General features: G+C 73.1%; 15 protein-coding genes. 7 read left to right on the top strand and 8 right to left on the bottom strand.

Annotated features, from left to right (window positions below; genetic code table 11):
* Window positions 1–4: 4 nt before the first annotated feature.
* The 3 genes from cysD to KIK08_RS00290 are packed head-to-tail and all read right to left on the bottom strand — an operon-like array spanning window position 5 to window position 3,544.
* The gene (cysD, locus tag KIK08_RS00300) at window positions 5–919 is read right to left on the bottom strand and encodes a sulfate adenylyltransferase subunit CysD (protein WP_434056937.1); all 915 of its coding nucleotides are present in this window, start codon (window positions 917–919) and stop codon (window positions 5–7) included.
* A gap of 9 nt (window positions 920–928) precedes the next feature.
* Window positions 929–2,464 carry an acyl-CoA synthetase gene (locus KIK08_RS00295; protein ID WP_214400873.1) on the bottom strand — a complete coding sequence of 512 codons (1,536 nt, stop codon included), beginning with the start codon at window positions 2,462–2,464 and terminating at the stop codon, window positions 929–931.
* Between the two features lie 21 nt (window positions 2,465–2,485).
* Window positions 2,486–3,544 carry an LLM class F420-dependent oxidoreductase gene (locus KIK08_RS00290; protein WP_214400872.1) on the bottom strand — a complete coding sequence of 353 codons (1,059 nt, stop codon included), beginning with the start codon at window positions 3,542–3,544 and terminating at the stop codon, window positions 2,486–2,488.
* Window positions 3,545–3,657: 113 nt separating this feature from the next.
* Here KIK08_RS00290 and KIK08_RS00285 point away from each other — a divergent pair, with 113 nt between their 5' ends.
* Genes KIK08_RS00285 through KIK08_RS00270 form a run of 4 tightly spaced genes read left to right on the top strand, consistent with a single transcriptional unit; the run spans window position 3,658 to window position 7,814 of the window.
* Window positions 3,658–4,641, top strand: a complete 984-nt coding sequence (locus KIK08_RS00285; protein WP_308257282.1) for a Zn-ribbon domain-containing OB-fold protein — start codon at window positions 3,658–3,660, stop codon at window positions 4,639–4,641.
* Between the two features lie 58 nt (window positions 4,642–4,699).
* Window positions 4,700–5,773 (top strand): thiolase family protein, encoded by a 1,074-nt coding sequence (locus tag KIK08_RS00280; RefSeq protein WP_214400871.1) that lies wholly within the window; start codon window positions 4,700–4,702, stop codon window positions 5,771–5,773.
* Complete coding sequence (locus KIK08_RS00275; protein ID WP_214400870.1) at window positions 5,773–6,951, top strand: thiolase family protein; 1,179 nt, start codon at window positions 5,773–5,775, stop codon at window positions 6,949–6,951. Before KIK08_RS00280 ends, KIK08_RS00275 begins: the two co-directional genes overlap by 1 nt.
* On the top strand, window positions 6,948–7,814 hold the full coding sequence (locus KIK08_RS00270; protein WP_214400869.1) for a TIGR03619 family F420-dependent LLM class oxidoreductase: 867 nt from the start codon (window positions 6,948–6,950) through the stop codon (window positions 7,812–7,814). The genes KIK08_RS00275 and KIK08_RS00270 overlap by 4 nt, the downstream gene beginning before the upstream one ends.
* Window positions 7,815–7,910: 96 nt before the next feature.
* Here the strand turns inward: KIK08_RS00270 and KIK08_RS00265 are convergent, their stop codons facing one another.
* Together KIK08_RS00265 and KIK08_RS00260 are read right to left on the bottom strand one after the other, a co-directional pair.
* Window positions 7,911–9,026 carry an NDMA-dependent alcohol dehydrogenase gene (locus KIK08_RS00265; protein WP_214400868.1) on the bottom strand — a complete coding sequence of 372 codons (1,116 nt, stop codon included), beginning with the start codon at window positions 9,024–9,026 and terminating at the stop codon, window positions 7,911–7,913.
* A 6-nt stretch (window positions 9,027–9,032) separates the two neighbouring features.
* The gene (locus tag KIK08_RS00260; RefSeq protein WP_214400942.1) at window positions 9,033–10,268 is read right to left on the bottom strand and encodes a cytochrome P450; all 1,236 of its coding nucleotides are present in this window, start codon (window positions 10,266–10,268) and stop codon (window positions 9,033–9,035) included.
* Window positions 10,269–10,385: 117 nt separating this feature from the next.
* Between KIK08_RS00260 and KIK08_RS00255 the strand changes: the two genes are divergently transcribed.
* From KIK08_RS00255 to KIK08_RS00245, 3 genes are read left to right on the top strand one after another with little or no spacing between them, the layout of a single operon-like run.
* Entirely contained in the window at window positions 10,386–11,516 is a 1,131-nt protein-coding gene (locus KIK08_RS00255) for a steroid 3-ketoacyl-CoA thiolase (RefSeq protein ID WP_214400867.1), read from the top strand.
* Window positions 11,517–11,569: 53 nt separating this feature from the next.
* A complete protein-coding gene (locus KIK08_RS00250; protein ID WP_214400866.1) occupies window positions 11,570–12,718 on the top strand; it encodes a 3-ketosteroid-9-alpha-monooxygenase, oxygenase component in 1,149 nt (382 codons plus the stop codon).
* Complete coding sequence (locus tag KIK08_RS00245; protein WP_214400865.1) at window positions 12,715–12,981, top strand: hypothetical protein; 267 nt, start codon at window positions 12,715–12,717, stop codon at window positions 12,979–12,981. The genes KIK08_RS00250 and KIK08_RS00245 overlap by 4 nt, the downstream gene beginning before the upstream one ends.
* Before the next feature lie 70 nt (window positions 12,982–13,051).
* Here KIK08_RS00245 and KIK08_RS00240 read toward each other — a convergent pair whose 3' ends face one another.
* From KIK08_RS00240 to KIK08_RS00230, 3 genes are all read right to left on the bottom strand, one after another.
* Window positions 13,052–13,357, bottom strand: coding sequence for a hypothetical protein (locus KIK08_RS00240; protein ID WP_214400864.1), 306 nt, complete (start codon window positions 13,355–13,357; stop codon window positions 13,052–13,054).
* Between the two features lie 206 nt (window positions 13,358–13,563).
* Window positions 13,564–14,058: a hypothetical protein gene (locus KIK08_RS00235; RefSeq protein WP_214400863.1), complete on the bottom strand. Its 495-nt coding sequence runs from the start codon at window positions 14,056–14,058 to the stop codon at window positions 13,564–13,566.
* Between the two features lie 213 nt (window positions 14,059–14,271).
* Window positions 14,272–16,671 carry a DUF6777 domain-containing protein gene (locus KIK08_RS00230; RefSeq protein ID WP_214400862.1) on the bottom strand — a complete coding sequence of 800 codons (2,400 nt, stop codon included), beginning with the start codon at window positions 16,669–16,671 and terminating at the stop codon, window positions 14,272–14,274.
* Window positions 16,672–16,939 lie beyond the last annotated feature (268 nt).

The following is a 16,939-nucleotide window of genomic DNA, read 5'->3' as shown; positions in this document are numbered from 1 at the left end:
GCCATCAGAAGTAGCCCTCCGCCTTCTTGCGCTCCATCGATCCCGACCGGTCGTGGTCGATGACCCGGCCCGCGCGCTCGGAGCTGGTGGCCGCCGCCATCTCCGCGATGACCTCGGGCAGCGTCGCGGCCGTGCTGCGGACGGCGCCGGTCAGCGGGTAGCAGCCCAGCGTGCGGAAGCGCACCGACTCGACGCGGGGCCGCTCCCCCGGCTCCAGCCGCATGCGGTCGTCGTCGACCACGATCAGCGCGCCGTCGCGGTCCACGACCGGGCGCGGCGCGGCGAAGTAGAGCGGGACCACGGGGATCGACTCGCGCTCGACGTAGCGCCACACGTCCAGCTCGGTCCAGTTGGACAGCGGGAACACCCGGATGCCCTCCCCGGGGCCGATCCGGGTGTTGTAGAGCCGCCACAGCTCCGGGCGCTGGCTGCGCGGGTCCCAGCGGTGCTGCGCGGTCCGGAAGGAGAACACCCGCTCCTTGGCCCGCGAGCGCTCCTCGTCGCGGCGCGCGCCGCCGAACGCCACGTCGAAGCGGTGCTCGTCGAGCGCCTGGCGCAGGCCCTGGGTCTTCCACAGGTCGGTGTGCGCGGCCGAGCCGTGGTCGAACGGGTTGATCCCCAGCGCGACGCACTCGGGGTTGCGGTGCACGACCAGGTCCAGGCCCAGCTCGGCGGCCGTCCGGTCGCGGAAGGCGATCATCTCGCGGAACTTCCACGTGGTGTCCACGTGCAGCAGCGGCATCGGCACCGGCGACGGGTGGAACGCCTTGCGGGCCAGGTGCAGCAGCACCGAGCTGTCCTTGCCGATCGAGTACAGCAGGACGGGGCGTTCGCTCTCGGCCACCCCCTCGCGCAGGATGTCGATGCTCTCGGCCTCGAGCCGGTCCAGGTGCGTGAGGGTGCCGGTCACCGCGGGGATCCGACCCCGTCAGGCCGGCACGTACTGCTCGCGCAGCTTGCGCTTGTAGAGCTTGCCGTTGGGGTCACGGGGCAGCGCGTCGACGTAGTCGATGCTGCGCGGCAGCTTGAACCGGGCCAGCCGGGTGCCGGCGAACTCCAGCAGCTCGGCGGTGAGCGCGTCGCCCGGCTCGGCCCCGTCGGCGGGCTGCACGACGGCCTTGATCTCCTCGCCGCGCTCCGGGTGCGGCACGCCGAACACCGCGACGTCGGCGACCTTCGGGTGCGCGGCCAACTCGCCCTCGATCTCGGCCGGGTACACGTTCACCCCGTTGACGATGATCATGTCGGCCTTGCGGTCGTGCAGGAACAGGTAGCCGTCGGTGTCGAGGTGGCCGACGTCGCCCAGGGTGAACAGGTCGCCCACGCGGGCCGCGCGCGTCTTGGCCTCGTCGCGGTGGTAGGAGAAGGTCGAGGTGCCCATCCGCAGGTAGACCAGGCCGGGCTCGCCGGGCGGCAGCTCCTCGCCCCGCTCGTCGAGCACCTTGACCACCGAGCCGGGCCAGGGCAGCCCGACGGTCCCGGGCTTGCGCAGCCAGTCCTCGGCGGTGGCGGTCGTCCCGCCGCCTTCGGTGGCCGCGTAGTACTCCGTGATCACCGGCCCCCACCAGTCGAGCATGCGCCGCTTGACCTCCTGCGGGCACGGCGCGGCGCCGTGGATCATCGTGCGCAGCGAGGACAGGTCGTAGCGGGTGCGCTCGCGCTCGGGCAGGGCCAGCAGCCGGACGAACTGGGTGGGCACCATGTGGCTGTGGGTCACCCGGTGGCGCTCGACGAGGCGCAGCATCTCGGCCGGGTCCCAGCGGTCCATCAGCACCGCGGTGTGCCCGAGCTGGACGGAGATGGTCACGAAGTTCAGCACCGCGGTGTGGTAGAGCGGCGACCCGCACAGGTGCACGTGCCCGTCGTGCGGGGCCAGCCCGAAGATGCCGAAGAACCACAGCGCGGTGCCGGGGGCGTCGTCGGGGTCGGCGCCGGTGAGCGGGCGGCGCACGCCCTTGGGCCGGCCGGTGGTGCCCGACGTGTAGAGCATCGGCGCCCCGAGGGTGCGGACGTCCGGCCGGCCGGCGGGCTCGGCGGCGCCCAGGTCGGCCAGCGGGCGGAAGCCGGGCACGTCACCCACCGCGAAGCGGCCGGGCTCCGGGAAGCCCGCCTCCTCGGCCGCGGCCACCGCGACGTCGGCGAAGCGCTCGTGCGCGAAATACGCCTTCGCGCCGCTGTCGGCGAGGATGTAGGCGACCTCCGGGCCGACGAGGTGCCAGTTGACCGCCACCGTGTAAAGGCCGGTCTGCTGGGCCGCGAAGTGCAGCGCGACCATCTCGACCCCGTTGGGCAGCATCAGCACCACGGCGTCGCCGGGCCCGAGGCCCATCGCCTGCAACCCCCGGCCGTAGCGGTCGGCCATCGCCGCGAGCTCGCCGTAGGTGACCGACCGCCCGTCGGGGTCGACGACGGCGGTGCGGTCGGGTTCGTCAGCGGCGATGCCCCACAGGCCCAGCGCGGTCACACCGGGAAACTAGAACGTGTTTCACTCGGTGACAAGAGCCCGTCCCGCGCCGAGCGTGCTCGCCAGCAACCGCGCCTGCTCGACGTCCGCGCAGCCGACCAGCAGCATGCCGACGCCGGCCGCCTCCCAGCGCGCCACCTCCTCGCGGACGTGCCCGGCCGGACCGATGATCGCCGTGTCGGCGACGAGCTCGTCGGGAACCGCGGCGGCCGCGTCGTCCCTGCGACCCTCCCGGAACAGCGCGCCGATCTCGGCGACCGCGTCGGCGTAGCCCATGCGGGCGAAGACGTCGGCGTGGAAGTTCATCCCCGGCGCGCCCATGCCGCCCAGGTACAGCGCCATCGTCTGCTTCGTCCGGGCCACGGCCGGCGCGGGGTCGTCGGTGATCACCACCTGGCACGACGCCGCGACGGTGAACTCCTCGCGGGTGCGACGGGCTCCCGGGCGGGCGAAGCCCTCGGCGAGCCACTCCTCGTAGGTCGCGGCCAGCCGCGGTGACCAGTAGATCGCCAGCCAGCCGTCGGCGATCTCGGCCGCCAGCGCGACGTTGCGCGGGCCCTCCGCACCGAGCCAGATCGGCAGATCGGCGCGCAGTGGGTGGGTGATGGGGCGCAGCGACCTGCCCAGCCCGACGGCCCCCGGCCCGGTGTAGGGCAGCGGGTGGTGCGGACCGTCGTTGCGCACCGGTGCCTCCCGGGCCAGCACCTGGCGCACGATCGAGACGTACTCGCGGGTGCGCGCCAGCGGCTTGCCGAACGGGGCGCCGTACCAGCCCTCGACGACCTGCGGCCCGGACACGCCCAGCCCCAGCACGGCCCGGCCGCCGCTGAGGTGGTCGAGCGTGAGCGCGTGCATCGCGCACGCCGTGGGGGTGCGCGCGGACAGCTGAACCACCGACGTGCCCAGCAGCACGCGCTCGGTGCGCGCGCCCCACCAGGCCAGCGGCGTGAACGCGTCCGAGCCCCAGGACTCGGCGGTGAACACGGCGTCGAAGCCGGCCCGCTCGGCCTCCACCACGAGCTCAGCGGCCCCCGCGGGCGGACGCGCTCCCCAGTACCCCAGCTGCAGCCCCAGTCGCATGCCGACCATCCTGCCAGTCCGGTCGAGAACCTGTTCTATTCGATCCCAGCGGTCCGCGGCAGCGTTGCTGGCGGTGGTTGCCGAGCCGATCGAGAACCTGTTCTACTTGCTCGGTGGCCACCCCGCTCGCTCCGGACACCCCGCTCTCCGCGCCGCTGGACGTCGGCTTCGACTACACGCGATCGCTCGGTCCGGTGCTCGGCCGCTTCATGACCGCGCTGCGCGAGCGGCGGATCGAGGGCGTCCGCGGCTCGGACGGCCGGGTGCACGTACCACCGGTGGAGTTCGACCCGGTGACCTCCGAGGCGCTGTCCGAGCCGGTCGGGGTGGCCGACGAGGGCACCGTCGTGTCCTGGTCGTGGATGCCCGACCCGATCGCCGGCCAGCCGCTGCAGCACCCGTTCGGCTGGGCGCTGGTGCGCCTGGACGGCGCCGACACGGCGCTGCTGCACGCCGTCGACGCCGGCTCACCCGACCGGATGCGCACCGGGATGCGCGTGCGGGCGCGCTGGGTCGACGAGCCGGTCGGCTCGATCCGCGACATCGCCTGCTTCGAGCCCGCCGGACCCGGCGCCGAGCCGCGCGGACCCGCCGCGCCGCCCCCCGCCGGCACCGAGCCGGTGACGATGCTGACCACCCCGGTGCACCTGGCCTACCGCCACTCGGCCTCGGTGCAGGAGAGCCGCTACCTGCGCGCGCTGGCCGAGGGCCGGTTCATCGGCCAGCGCTGCCCGGCCTGCGGCAAGGTCTACGTGCCGCCGCGCGGCGCCTGCCCGGCCGACGGGGTGCCCACCGAGGAGGAGGTGGAACTGCCCGACCGCGGCATCGTCACCACCTTCTGCATCGTCAACGTGCCCTTCCTGGGGCAACGGATCACACCCCCCTACGTCGCGGCGTACGTGCTGCTCGACGGGGCCGACATCGCGTTCCTGCACCTGGTGCTGGGCTGCGCTGCCGATGAGGTGCGGATGGGGATGCGGGTCGAGGCGGCGTGGAAGCCGCGCGAGCGGTGGACCACCTCGTTGGAGAACGTCGACCACTTCCGGCCCACCGGCGAACCCGACGCCCCCTTCGAGTCCTACCGGGAGCACCTGTAGTGAGCGAGCTTGCGGGCGAACCATTCAACACAGCACCGACCGAGCGAAGCGAGGGAGAGTGAATCGCACCGACATCGCGGTCGTGGGGTTCGCGCAGGCGCCCCAGGTGGCCGAGACGACGGGCACCACCAACGGCGTGGAGATGCTCGTCCCGATCATCACCGAGGTGCTGGAGACCACCGGACTGCCGCGGCGCGAGGTCGGCTTCTGGTGCTCGGGCTCCTCGGACTACCTGGCCGGGCGCGCGTTCTCGTTCGTCTCCGCGGTCGACGCGATCGGCGCCGTGCCGCCGATCGTCGAGTCGCACGTCGAGGCCGACGCCGCCTGGGCGTTCTACGAGGCCTGGGTCAAGATCCGCACCGGGCAGGCGCGCACGGCCGCGGTGTACGGGTTCGGCAAGTCCTCGGCCGGCGACCTGCGCCGGGTATTGGCGCTTCAGCTCGACCCCTACACGGTCGCGCCGCTGTGGCCCGACGCGGTCAGCGTCGCGGCGCTGCAGGCCAGGGCCGGGCTGGACGCCGGGCTGTGGAGCGAGAAGGACATGGCCGAGGTGGCCGCGCGCAGCCGCGCCGATGCGATCGCCAACCCCTACGCCCAGCTCGGCGACCAGGTCGACGCGGCCACCCTGCTCGACCAGCCCTACGTGGCCGAGCCGCTGCGCGCCCACGACTGCCCCCCGGTCACCGACGGCGCCGCCGTGGTGGTGCTGGCGGCCGCCAGCGCGGCAGAGGACCTGTGCGAGCACCCGGCCTGGATCACCGGGCTGGAGCACCGCATCGACTCCCCCGTGCTCGGGGCGCGCGAGCTGCACCGCAGCCCGTCGACCGCGGCCGCCGCGGCCGCCGCCTGCGGCGATATCGGAACCGACGGCGTGCAGGTCGCCGAGCTGCACGCCCCGTTCAGCTCCCAGGAGCTGCTGCTGCGCCGCGAGGTCGGGCTGCCCGACTCCGCGCGCGTGAACCCGTCGGGCGGGCCGCTGTGCGGCAACCCGATGTTCGCCGCCGGGCTGACCCGCATCGGCGAAGCGGCGTCGCGGGTGATGGACGGCAGCGCCGACCGGGTGCTGGCGCACGCCACCAACGGTCCGGCGCTGCAGCAGAACCTGGTGTGCGTGATGGAAGGACGCGACTGATGGCCGGGGCAGGGACGTCCGGGGCTGGGCAGCTCGCGGCGGTGCTGGGCACCGGGCAGACCCACCACGTCAGCCGGCGCACCGACGTGTCGATGGCCGGGCTGTGCCGGGAGGCGATCGACCGCGCGCTGGCCGACGCCGGCGTCGGCATGGCCGACATCGACGCCGTCGTGCTCGGCAAGGCGCCGGACCTGTTCGAGGGCGTGATGATGCCCGAGCTCATGCTGGCCGACGCCATCGGCGCCACCGGCAAGCCGCTGCTGCGGGTGCACACGGCGGGCTCGGTCGGCGGCTCGACCGGTGTCGTCGCGGCGAGCCTGGTGCAGGCGGGCGTGCACCGGCGGGTGCTGGCGGTGGCGTTCGAGAAGCAGTCCGAGTCCAACGCGATGTGGGCGCTGTCGATCGTGCCGCCGTTCTCGATGCCGGTCGGGGCGGGCGCGGGCGGCTACTTCGCCCCGCACGTGCGCTCCTACATCCGACGTTCTGGCGCGCCCGAGCACATCGGCGCCATGGTCGCGGTGAAGGACCGGCGCAACGGCGCCCGCAACCCCTACGCCCACCTGCACCAGCCCGACATCACCGTGGAGTCGGTGCGGGCCTCGGCCGTGCTGTGGGACCCCATCCGCTACGACGAGACCTGCCCCTCCTCCGACGGCGCCTGCGCGGTGGTGATCGGCGACGAGGCGGCCGGCGACGCGGCGCAGCGCCCGGCCTGGATCCACGCGACCGCCATGCGCACCGAGCCGACCACGTTCGCCGGGCGCGACCAGGTCAACCCGGCGGCCGGGCGGGCGGCGGCCGCCGCGCTGTGGGCGCAGGCCGGCATCACCGACCCGCTCGCCGAGATCGACGTCGCCGAGATCTACGTGCCGTTCTCCTGGTTCGAGCCGATGTGGCTGGAGAACCTCGGGTTCGCCGCGGAGGGCGAGGGGTGGCGCCTGGTCGAGGCCGGGGAGACGGCCATCGGCGGGCGGCTGCCGGTGAACCCGTCGGGCGGGGTGCTCTCGTCCAACCCGATCGGCGCGTCCGGCCTGCTGCGGTTCGCCGAGTCGGCCATGCAGGTGATGGGCCGGGCAGGCGACCACCAGGTCGAGGGCGCGCGCACCGCGCTCGGGCACGCCTACGGCGGCGGCTCGCAGTTCTACTCCATGTGGGTCGTGGGCGCGGACAAGCCATGAAGTTCAGCCTGACCATCGCCCTCTGCCCGCTCGACGAGCTGCTGGAGCTGGCCCGCACGGCCGAGGAGTGCGGCTTCGCCTCGATCGCGCTGCCCGACTCGGTCTTCTTCGCCGGGAAGGTGTCGGCCGGCTACCCCTACACGCCCGACGGCGGCCGGTTCTGGGACGCGGACACGCCGTGGATCGACCCTTTCGTCGCCGCCGCCGCGATGGGCGCGGTCACCAGCCGCATCCGCTTCTACACCGCGGTGCTCAAGCTGGGCTCCCGCTACCCGGTGCCGCTGGCCCGCCAGGTGGCCTCGGTCGCGACGATCACCGGCAACCGGTTCGGGTTCGGGGTGGGCCTGGGCTGGGCGCCGGAGGAGTTCGAGTGGTGCGGCGTGCCTTACGCCCACCGCGGACGTCGCGCCGACGAGGCCATCGAGGTGATCCGGCTGATCCTGGGCGGGGGCATGGTCGCCCACCACGGCGAGTTCTTCGACTTCGACGAGCTGCAGGTGAGCCCGGCCCCGACCGCGCGCGTGCCGATCTACGTCGGCGGCCACACCGCCCCCGGCCTGCGCCGCGCCGCCCGCCACGACGGCTGGAGCTCGGCGATGATCACGTTCGACGACCTGCGGGCCACGGTCGAGCGGCTGCACGCGCTGCGGGCCGAGGCCGGCCGCGCCGCCGAGCCGTTCGAGGTCCAGGCCGTGTGCATCGACCGCTTCGGCCTCGACGGCTACCGCCAGCAGGCCGACATCGGCGTCACCGACGCGATCGTCATGCCGTGGGCCCTGGACGGCACCGGCTTCCACGCCCCCCTCGCCGCCAAGCGCGACAGCATCCGGCGCTTCGCCGACGAGGTCATCACCCGCCTCTGACCGTCCAGTGCCGTCGAGAACGACGTTGTCGTGAATTGGACCGGTCCACATTCACGACAAGTTCGTTCTCGACGGAAAGGGGCGGGGCGGGGGCGGTCAGGTGTCGTGCAGGACGACGCCGCGGATGTTGCGGCCCTCGTGCATGTCCTGGTAGCCCTGGTTGACCTCGTCGAGCCGGTAGGTGTTCGTGATCAGCTCGTCGAGCTTGAGGCGGCCGGCCCGGTACAGCTCGGCGAGGCGGGTGATCTCGTGCGGCGGGGTGCCCATCCCGAAGATCACGCCCTGGATCCGCTTCTGCATCATCGACAGCAGCCAGAAGTTGATCGGCGCGCCCTCGTCGGCGATGTTGCCGATGCCGGTGACGACCACCGTGCCCATCTTCCCGATCGCGTTCACGGCCTGGGCGACGTGCTCGCCGGTGGTGACGCCGACCGTGACGATCGCCGAGTGCGCACCCTGGCCACCGGTGACCGAGCGGGCGAACTCGGCGGCCTCGTCGATGCCGGCGAAGGCGTGGGTGGCGCCCATCTCCTGGGCCTTCTCGCGCTTGAACGCCACCGGGTCGGCCGCGATGACGTGCGCGGCGCCGCGCGCGGCCGCGCCCTGCACGGCGTTGATCCCGACGCCGCCGGTGCCCATCACGATGACGGTGTCGCCCGCCTTCACCCCGGCGGCGTACTCGGCCGAGCCCCAGCCGGTGGGCACCCCGCAGCTGAGCAGGGCGGCCACCCGGAACGGGATGTCCTCAGCGATCTTGGTGAGCGAGTACTCGGGCACGACGGCGTGCTCGGCGAACGTGCCGACCATCGTCATCTGCCCGACGTCGGCGCCGTCGCGGTGGGCCCGGTAGGTGCCGTCGGGCATGCTGCCGGCCAGCGCGAACATCCCCAGGTCGCAGAGGTTGCCGCCGCCGGAGACGCACGCCGGGCAGCGCCCGCAGGTGGGCACGAACTGGGCGACGACGTGGTCGCCGACGGCCAGCGACCGCACCCCGGGCCCGACCGCCTCCACCACCCCGGCGCCCTCGTGCCCGCCGATCAGCGGGAGCTTGCCGATCGGCATGTCGCCGGTGGCGGCATGGTCGTCGGAGTGGCAGAGCCCGGCCGCGACGAACCGGACGAGCACCTCGTGCTCGCGCGGCTCGTCCAGCTCGACCTCGATCACCTGCCACTTGCCGGGCTGCTCCAGCAACGCTGCTGCGCGGGTCCTCATCGGTGATCAGACTCCTGGGACGTAGCGGACCGGGAACTTCTTGATGCCGTTGAGCCAGCCCGAGCGCAGCCGGACCGGCTCGCCCGCGCGGGCGATGTCGGGCATGTGGTCGGCGATGGCGTTGAAGATCAGGCCGATCTCCAGGCGGGCGAGGTTGGCCCCGATGCAGTAGTGCGCCCCGCGCCCGCCGAAGCCCAGGTGGGGGTTCGGGCTGCGGGTGATGTCGAAGCGCTGCGGGTCGGTGAACACCTCTTCGTCGAAGTTGGCCGAGCTGTAGAACAGCCCGACCCGCTCGCCCTTGCGGATGCGCTGCCCGCCCAGCTCGGTGTCGGCCATCGCGGTGCGCTGGAACACCACAACCGGGGTCGAGTAGCGCACGATCTCGTCGGCCGCGGTCTCCGGGCGCTGCGCCTTGAACAGCTCCCACTGCTCGGGGTTGTCCAGGAACGCCAGCATGCCGTGGGTGATGGCGTTGCGGGTGGTCTCGTTGCCGGCCACGGCCAGCAGCAGGACGAAGAAGCCGAACTCGTCGGACGACAGTGCGGAGCCGCCCACGTCGGCCTGCACGAGCTTGGTCACGATGTCGTCCATCGGGCAGCCCTTGCGCTGCTCGGCCATGCCCATGGCGTAGCCGAGCAGCTCGGCCGCCGCGAGCTGCGGGTCGTCGGTGCTCTCCGGGTCGTCGCCGGAGATCATCTGGTTGGACCAGGCGAAGATCTTGCGCCGGTCGTGCTGGGGGATGCCGAGCAGCTCGGCGATGGCCTGCAGGGGCAGCTCGCTGGCCACGTCGTAGACGAAGTCGCCGGTGCCCTCGGCGATGGCGGCGGCGACGATGCGCTCGGCCCGCTCGGCGAGCGCATCGCGCAGCCCGTTGATCGCGCGCGGGGTGAACCCGCGGGAGATGATGCCGCGCAGCGCGGTGTGCTGGGGCGGGTCGATGTTGAGCAGGATCAGCCGCTGGGTGTCGAGGTGGTCCTCGCCGGACCCCTCCCCCACCCGGATCAGCGCGCACTTCTCGTAGCTGGAGAACAGCTGGCTGTCCAGCGAGACGGCCCGGACGTCGGCGTGCCGGGTGACCGCCCAGAAGCCGTCGTCGTCGAAGCCCGCGGTGCCGCGGGGCTGCCTGTTCCACCAGACCGGCGCCGTGCGGCGCAGCTCGGCCAGCTCCGCGAGCGGGACGCCGCGGGTGTAGAGGTCCGGGTCGGTGAGGTCGAACCCGTCCGGGATGCGGGTAGCGGTCACTGGCACCTCCGAATGGAACGTGTTCTAGCCGAGTCAAGCACGGCGCGCGACCCAGCGGAACCGCCGGGGACGAGGGGCCGCTTGTCCCGGTAGAGAACGTGTTCTAGTTTGGGTCGCATGGGCGAACCGGTGATTGTCAGCGCCGTCCGCACCCCGATCGGGCGCCGCCGCGGCGCGCTGTCGGGGCTGCACGCCGCGCAGATCCTCGGCGCGGCGCTGAGCGGGCTGCTGTCCCGGGCCGACCTCGACCCGGCGCTCGTCGAGCAGGTGATCGGCGGGTGCGTCACGCAGGCCGGCGAGCAGTCCAGCAACGTCACCCGCACCGCCTGGCTGCACGCCGGGCTGCCCGAGGCCACCGGTGCCACCACCATCGACGCGCAGTGCGGCTCCGCCCAGCAGGCCGGCCACCTGGTTGCCGGGCTGATCAGCGCGGGCGCGATCGACGTCGGCATCGCCTGCGGGGTGGAGGCGATGAGCCGGGTCCCGCTGGGGGCCAACGTCGGCCAGGACGTCGGGCGCCCCAAGCCCGACACCTGGGACATCGACATGCCCAACCAGTTCCTGGCCGCCGACCGCATCGCGGCCCGGCGCGGCCTGTCCCGCGCGGACCTGGAGGCCTTCGGGCTGGCGTCGCAGGAGAAGGCGGCCAAGGCCTGGGCCGAGGACCGGTTCGCCCGCGAGATCGTGCCGGTCGAGACCGGCACCGCCACGGTCACCCGCGACGAGGGCCTGCGCCCCACCAGCACGGAGGCGCTGGCCGGGCTGCGCCCGGTGCTGGAGGACGGCCTGCACACCGCCGGGACGTCGTCGCAGATCTCCGACGGCGCCGCCGCCGTGCTGATCATGGACGCCGACCGCGCCCGGGAGCTGGGGCTGCGCCCCCGCGCGCGGATCATCGCCCAGTGCCTGATCGGCGCCGAGCCCTACTACCACCTCGACGGTCCCGTCCAGGCCACCGAGCGGGTCCTGCGCCGGGCCGGCATGGGCATCGGCGACATCGACCTGTGCGAGGTCAACGAGGCGTTCGCGTCGGTCGTGCTGTCCTGGAGCGGCGTGCACCGACCCGACCCGGAGCGGGTCAACGTCAACGGCGGCGCCATCGCGCTCGGCCACCCCGTCGGCGCCACCGGCGCCCGGCTGATCACCACCGCCCTGCACGAGCTGGAGCGGCGCGACGCGACCACCGCCCTGGTCTCGATGTGCGCCGGCGGCGCCATGGCGACCGGCTCGATCCTCGAGCGCCTGTAGCTCCACGGAGGAATGCAGTGTCCGACCCAGTGTCCGACCCAGTGTCCGAAGCAGTGACCGACGCAGGCACCGACCAGGCCGTGCGCACCATCGACGTCGGGCGGGCGCCCACCCGGTTCGCCCGGGGATGGCACTGCCTGGGGCTGGCCGAGACCTTCCGCGACGGCCGCCCGCACGCCGTCGAGGCCTTCGGCACCAAGCTGGTGGTCTTCGCCGACTCGCGCGGCGCGCTGCACGTCCTGGACGCCTACTGCCGGCACATGGGCGGCGACCTCAGCCAGGGCACCGTCAAGGACGACGCGCTCGCCTGCCCCTTCCACGACTGGCGCTGGGCCGGGACCGGCCGGTGCGTGGGCATCCCCTACGCCAAGCGGGTCCCGCCCCGGGCCAGGACCCGCGCGTGGACGACCCTGGAGGAGAACCGCCAGCTGTTCGTCTGGCACGACCCCCAGGGCAACCCGCCGCCGCCGGAGGTGTCCATCCCGCGCATCCCGGGCGCGTTCTCCGACGAGTGGAGCAACTGGACCTGGAACGCGATCCGCATCGACGGCGCGAACTGCCGGGAGATCGTCGACAACGTCGTCGACATGGCCCACTTCTTCTACGTGCACTTCGCGTTCCCGATGGCGTTCCGCAACGTCTTCGAGGGCCACGTCGCCACCCAGTACCTCGACTCCCGCGGCCGGCCCGACATCGGCTCGGGCACCACCTACACCGGCCAGGACAGCGTCCTGCGCTCCGAGGCGTCCTACTACGGGCCCTCGTACATGATCGACTACCTGTGGAACACCGTGCGCGGCTACACCGTGGAGACGGTGCTGATCAACTGCCACTACCCGGTCAGCCCCGACTCGTTCGTCCTGCAGTGGGGCGCGATCGTGAAGAAGCCACCGGGCGTCTCCGACGCCGACGCCGACGCGATGGCCGCGAAGTTCGCCAAGGGCACCGGCGTCGGCTTCGAGCAGGACGTGGCGATCTGGAAGAACAAGACCCGCATCGACAACCCGCTGCTCTGCGACGGCGACGGCCCCGTCTACCAGCTGCGCCGCTGGTACGAGCAGTTCTACGTCGACGTCGAGGACGTCACCCCGGAGATGGTCGAGCGGTTCGAGTTCGAGGTCGACACGACCCGCGCGGTGGCTGCCTGGGAGCGCGAGGTCGCCGAGAACCTCCGCCGGCGCGAGGCCGCGACGACCCCGTGACCAGCACCGCTGCTGATCGCCGGGAGTTCCTCGAATCCGGGTTGGTCACCGTCGACTGCACCCGTTGTGGAGCGGCGGTCCGGGTTCGCAAGACCAGCGCCGAGCACACCAGCATCCAGTGGACCGCCGACGCCCAGCGCCGCTGCCCCGCCTTCGACCCGCGCACCGGCTGCCCCGATCTGCGCGGCGACATCGACCGCGCGGTCGCGCAGGGGCGCCTGCCCCTCGTCGGAGTCGCCGCCGTCTCCGCAGAGTCCCCGTAGTCCTCGCAGATGCTGTGGACTCTGCGCCGACCACACCGCCCCTGCGAAGACACCTGGGGCCGCCAAGGCGTTAGTTGCGGACCAGGCGCAGTCGCGGGACGGGGACTGCGGCGATCGCCGCCGCGGGTCCCAGCGCCAGGACCCGGAGCACCTCCCGCAGCGCCCAGCGGAGGTCCTCGGGCGGGCTGTCGCGGTCCAGGTACAGCACCTTCACCCGCCCACCGCTGTACAGCCGGGCGACCACGTCCGGCATCGGGGTGACCACGACGTCGATCGCGCCTTCCAGGCCTGCGACGAGCGCCCGCACGTCAGCGCCGGCCGTCGGGTCGGTGCCGGCTGCGCTCCGGGGAGTGGGGACGGGACTCCAGGATGGCACCGCGCGGTTCCTTCCGATCGGGATGCGCGGGGAGCTGGGTCGCCGGTGTCGGTGCGACGTGCAGCGCTCTGCGACAGGGCCCCGCCGGCGCGAACCGGTGACCGGGGCGAGAGCCGTACACCGTCTGTACCGCTGCGCGCAGCGCGGACGTTCCACCTCCGCGTCGAACACCACCTGATCGAGTCGGCCGCGCCGAGGGGTCGTGACTAGAGGTCGGCTTCCGCGCGGCGGGCCGGGGCGTCCGGGTCCTGCCGGGACGGCGCGGATCCCTTCGGCCACTCCAGGGTCACCCCGCCGACCTCGCCGCGAACGGGATCCGCGGCCGCCTCGGCGACGGCCGCGCGCACCAGACCCAGGATGGCGTCGCGCATCGGTGCGGAGAGCCGCTCGGTGCCCGCGGGAAGCAGGTTCGCCAGCTCGCTGGTCTGCACGGCCACGGGCAGGCCGACCGCGCGGGCGGCAGCGAGGACGACCGAGGTGACGTCGATCTGCAGCACCTGCGCGATGATCGTCAACGACTCCGGGTTCGGGAACTTGTGCTGCGCGTCCGCCGACCCCAACTGCTGCCACCGACCGCGGCTCAGCGCCCGCCCGGACTCGCGTTCCAGATCGGCGTAGGACCACCCGCGCTCGGCCATGCGCGAGCGGATGAGCTGGCGCAGCGTCGGGGCGGACGAGCTCTCGCCGCGCGGACCCGTCACAACCCAGCCTCACCGTCCGTGGTCGGGAGGTGGCGCGCTCAACTGGATGCGGCCGACCCGAGAATCGCCGGCAGCCTACCGGCCGCCGGGACGCGGTCGGTCCGGGCGGCGGTTCGAAGCGGCAGCGCAATGGCCCCGACCTCCTCCGCGGAGGTCGGGGCCACTGCGTGCCCGGTTCGCCTGCGAGGATCCCGCCGGACCGGGCGGCGATCCCTACGGGTTGTCGACGTCGGCGGTGTCGGTCGCCTCGTCCTCGACCTGTCCGGTCTCCTCGTCCTCGGTCGGGGTCGTGCCCGGGTCCTCGTCGGGACCGGTCACCTGGTCCTCGTCGGGAACAGACACCTCGTCCTCGTCGGGACCGGTCACCTGGTCCTCGTCGGGACCGGTCACCTGGTCCTCGTCGGGAACAGACACCTCGTCCTCGTCAGGAACAGACACCTCGTCCTCGTCGGGACCGGTCACCTGGTCCTCATCAGGAACAGTCACCTCGTCCTCGTCAGGAACAGTCAAATCGTCCTCGTCAGGGACAGACACCTCGTCCTCCTCAGGAACAGTCGCCTGGTCCTCGTCGGGCACAGTCACCTGCTCCTCCTCAGGAACAGACACCTGGTCCTCCTCAGGAACAGACACCTCGTCCTCCTCAGGAACAGACACCTGGTCCTCCTCAGGAACAGACACCTGGTCCTCGTCGGGCACAGTCACCTGCTCCTCGGTCGGGGGAGCAGGGTCGTCCTCGTCCTCGACGACCGTCTCGACCGGCTCTGGTGCGTCGACCGGCGCCTCGGCCGGCGCCTCGGCCGGCGCCGGGGCGTCGATCGGTGCATCGGCGGAGAGCTCGGCCGGAGCGGGCGCCTCGGCCGGAGCGTCGGCAGGCACGTCCGCCGGTGTCTCGACCGCGGCCGGAGCCGCGACGCGGGCCGCCACGGCAGGCGGTCCCGGGTACGGGTTCGGGGTCTGGTCGGACAGCGTCACGGTGTCCTCGCCCTCGCCGGGGTCGATGGTGTCCTCTCCAGGGCCACCGGTGAGGGTGTCGTTGCCGGCGCCCCCGCTGATGTTGTCGTCGTAGACCGTGCCGGTGATCGTGTCGTTTCCGTCGCCGCCGGTGATGGTCTTGCCACCGGTCGCGTTGGTGCAGTCGATGGTGTCGTTGGCCGAGGTACCCGTCACCGTCGTTGCGGTCTGGGTGACTCCCTCGCTCACCACGCAGGCGACGTAAGCGGGCTCACCGTCGTCGGGATCGGTGCCGTCGTCGGGATCGGTGCCGTCGTCGGGATCGGTGCCGTCGTCAGGGTCCGTGCCGTCGTCAGGGTCCGTGCCGTCGTCAGGGTCCGTGCCGTCGTCGGGGTCGGTCCCATCATCGGGGTCGGTCCCATCATCGGGGTCGGTCCCATCATCGGGGTCGGTCCCGTCGTCAGGGTCGGTCCCGTCGTCAGGGTCCGTGCCGTCGTCGGGGTCGGTCCCGTCGTCGGGGTCGGTCCCGTCGTCGGGGTCGGTCCCGTCGTCGGGGTCGGTCCCATCGTCAGGGTCGGTCCCATCGTCAGGGTCGGTCCCATCGTCAGGGTCCGTGCCGCCGTCACCAGGGTCCGTGCCGTCGCCAGGGTCCGTGCCGTCACCAGGGCCCGTGCCGTCGTCGGGATCGGTTCCGTCGTCGGGATCGGTGCCGTCACCGTCACCGTCATCGGGACCGGTCCCGTCGTCGCCGTCACTACCCGTGCCGCCGCCGTCGCCGCCACCGTTGCCCGTGCCGCCGCCACCGTTGCCGGTGCCGCCACCGTTGCCGTCGGTGCCGGTGCCGTCGCCGTCGCCGGTGCCGGTGCCGGTGCCGGTGCCGTCGCCGGTGCCGTCGCCGTCGCCGTTGCCGGTGCCGTCGCCGGTGCCGGTGCCGTCACCGCGGTCGGAGCCCGTGTCCCGCTCGCCGTCGGAACCGGCCGGGCGGTCGAGCGCCCCGCCCGTCGCGGTCACGATGGTGAACTCGTCCACGGGCGCCTGCGCCGGGACGATCACGTCGACGTTCCCGGACGACAGACCCGGCCACACCTCGCCCGAGTACGTGATCGTGACCGCCGCCGCCGGGGCCGCCGGTGCGGCCAGGGGGTTGCCGCAGAAGCAGCGCACCTGGGGCGTGCCGAAGCGGTCCACCATCACGGCGGTGCCCGCCTGCAGCACGGACTGGAACGGCGCGGCGCGGCCGTCGACGAAGCCGTGGTTCGTCACCGCGGTGTCGGCGCGGAGCGCGACCGGGGTCAGTTCGGCGACGTAGCTCGCGATGTCGGCCGTCCCGATGCCCTCGGCGTGGGCGAACGCGGTGGCGCGGTCGGCGTTCCCCTGGAGGAACGCCACCATCGCGGCGCGGTCGCAGGCGTTCTGCTCGGTGCCGCCGTAGAGGCCCGGGGCGCTTCCGGGGACCGCTCCGCTCGCCGGCGCCACCGAGATCTCGACGGGCACGGTCGCGGCCACCGGGACGAACGGATCGGTTCCCCGCTCGGTGGCGGGCTCGGCGTGCACCGTCGCGACCGGGGAGGCCGAGGCGGTCTCGGGTGGTGGTTCGGACGACCACGCCGCTGTGCTGACGTAGCCGAATACCAGGCCGGCCGCTGCGGCAGCGGTCAGCATTCTTCCAAACATGGGGTTCCTTCTTCGCTGACCCGTGTCAGCACATGGCAGAGCCGTGTCGTGGCGGAGCAGGGTCGGCGGGCCGATCGAGGTCGGCTCGGAGCCTGCGGACCGGCCGCCCCGTTCCGGGAGGCGCCGTGACGCACCGCGCTGCGTCACGGCGAGCCGATGACTGCGGCTCGGGTGGCGCGGGACCTGCGGTGCGTGATTGGGCGGGAGGGCCGCCGACGGGATCGTCGCGGCGTTGGCCTGGGAGCGGAGCTACCCG

The sequence above is a fragment of the Pseudonocardia lacus genome (genome assembly GCF_018531445.1).
GTDB lineage: Bacteria > Actinomycetota > Actinomycetes > Mycobacteriales > Pseudonocardiaceae > Pseudonocardia > Pseudonocardia lacus.
The sequence above is the reverse complement of the archived record's forward strand: the minus strand, read 5'-3'. Positions and strand labels throughout refer to the sequence as shown.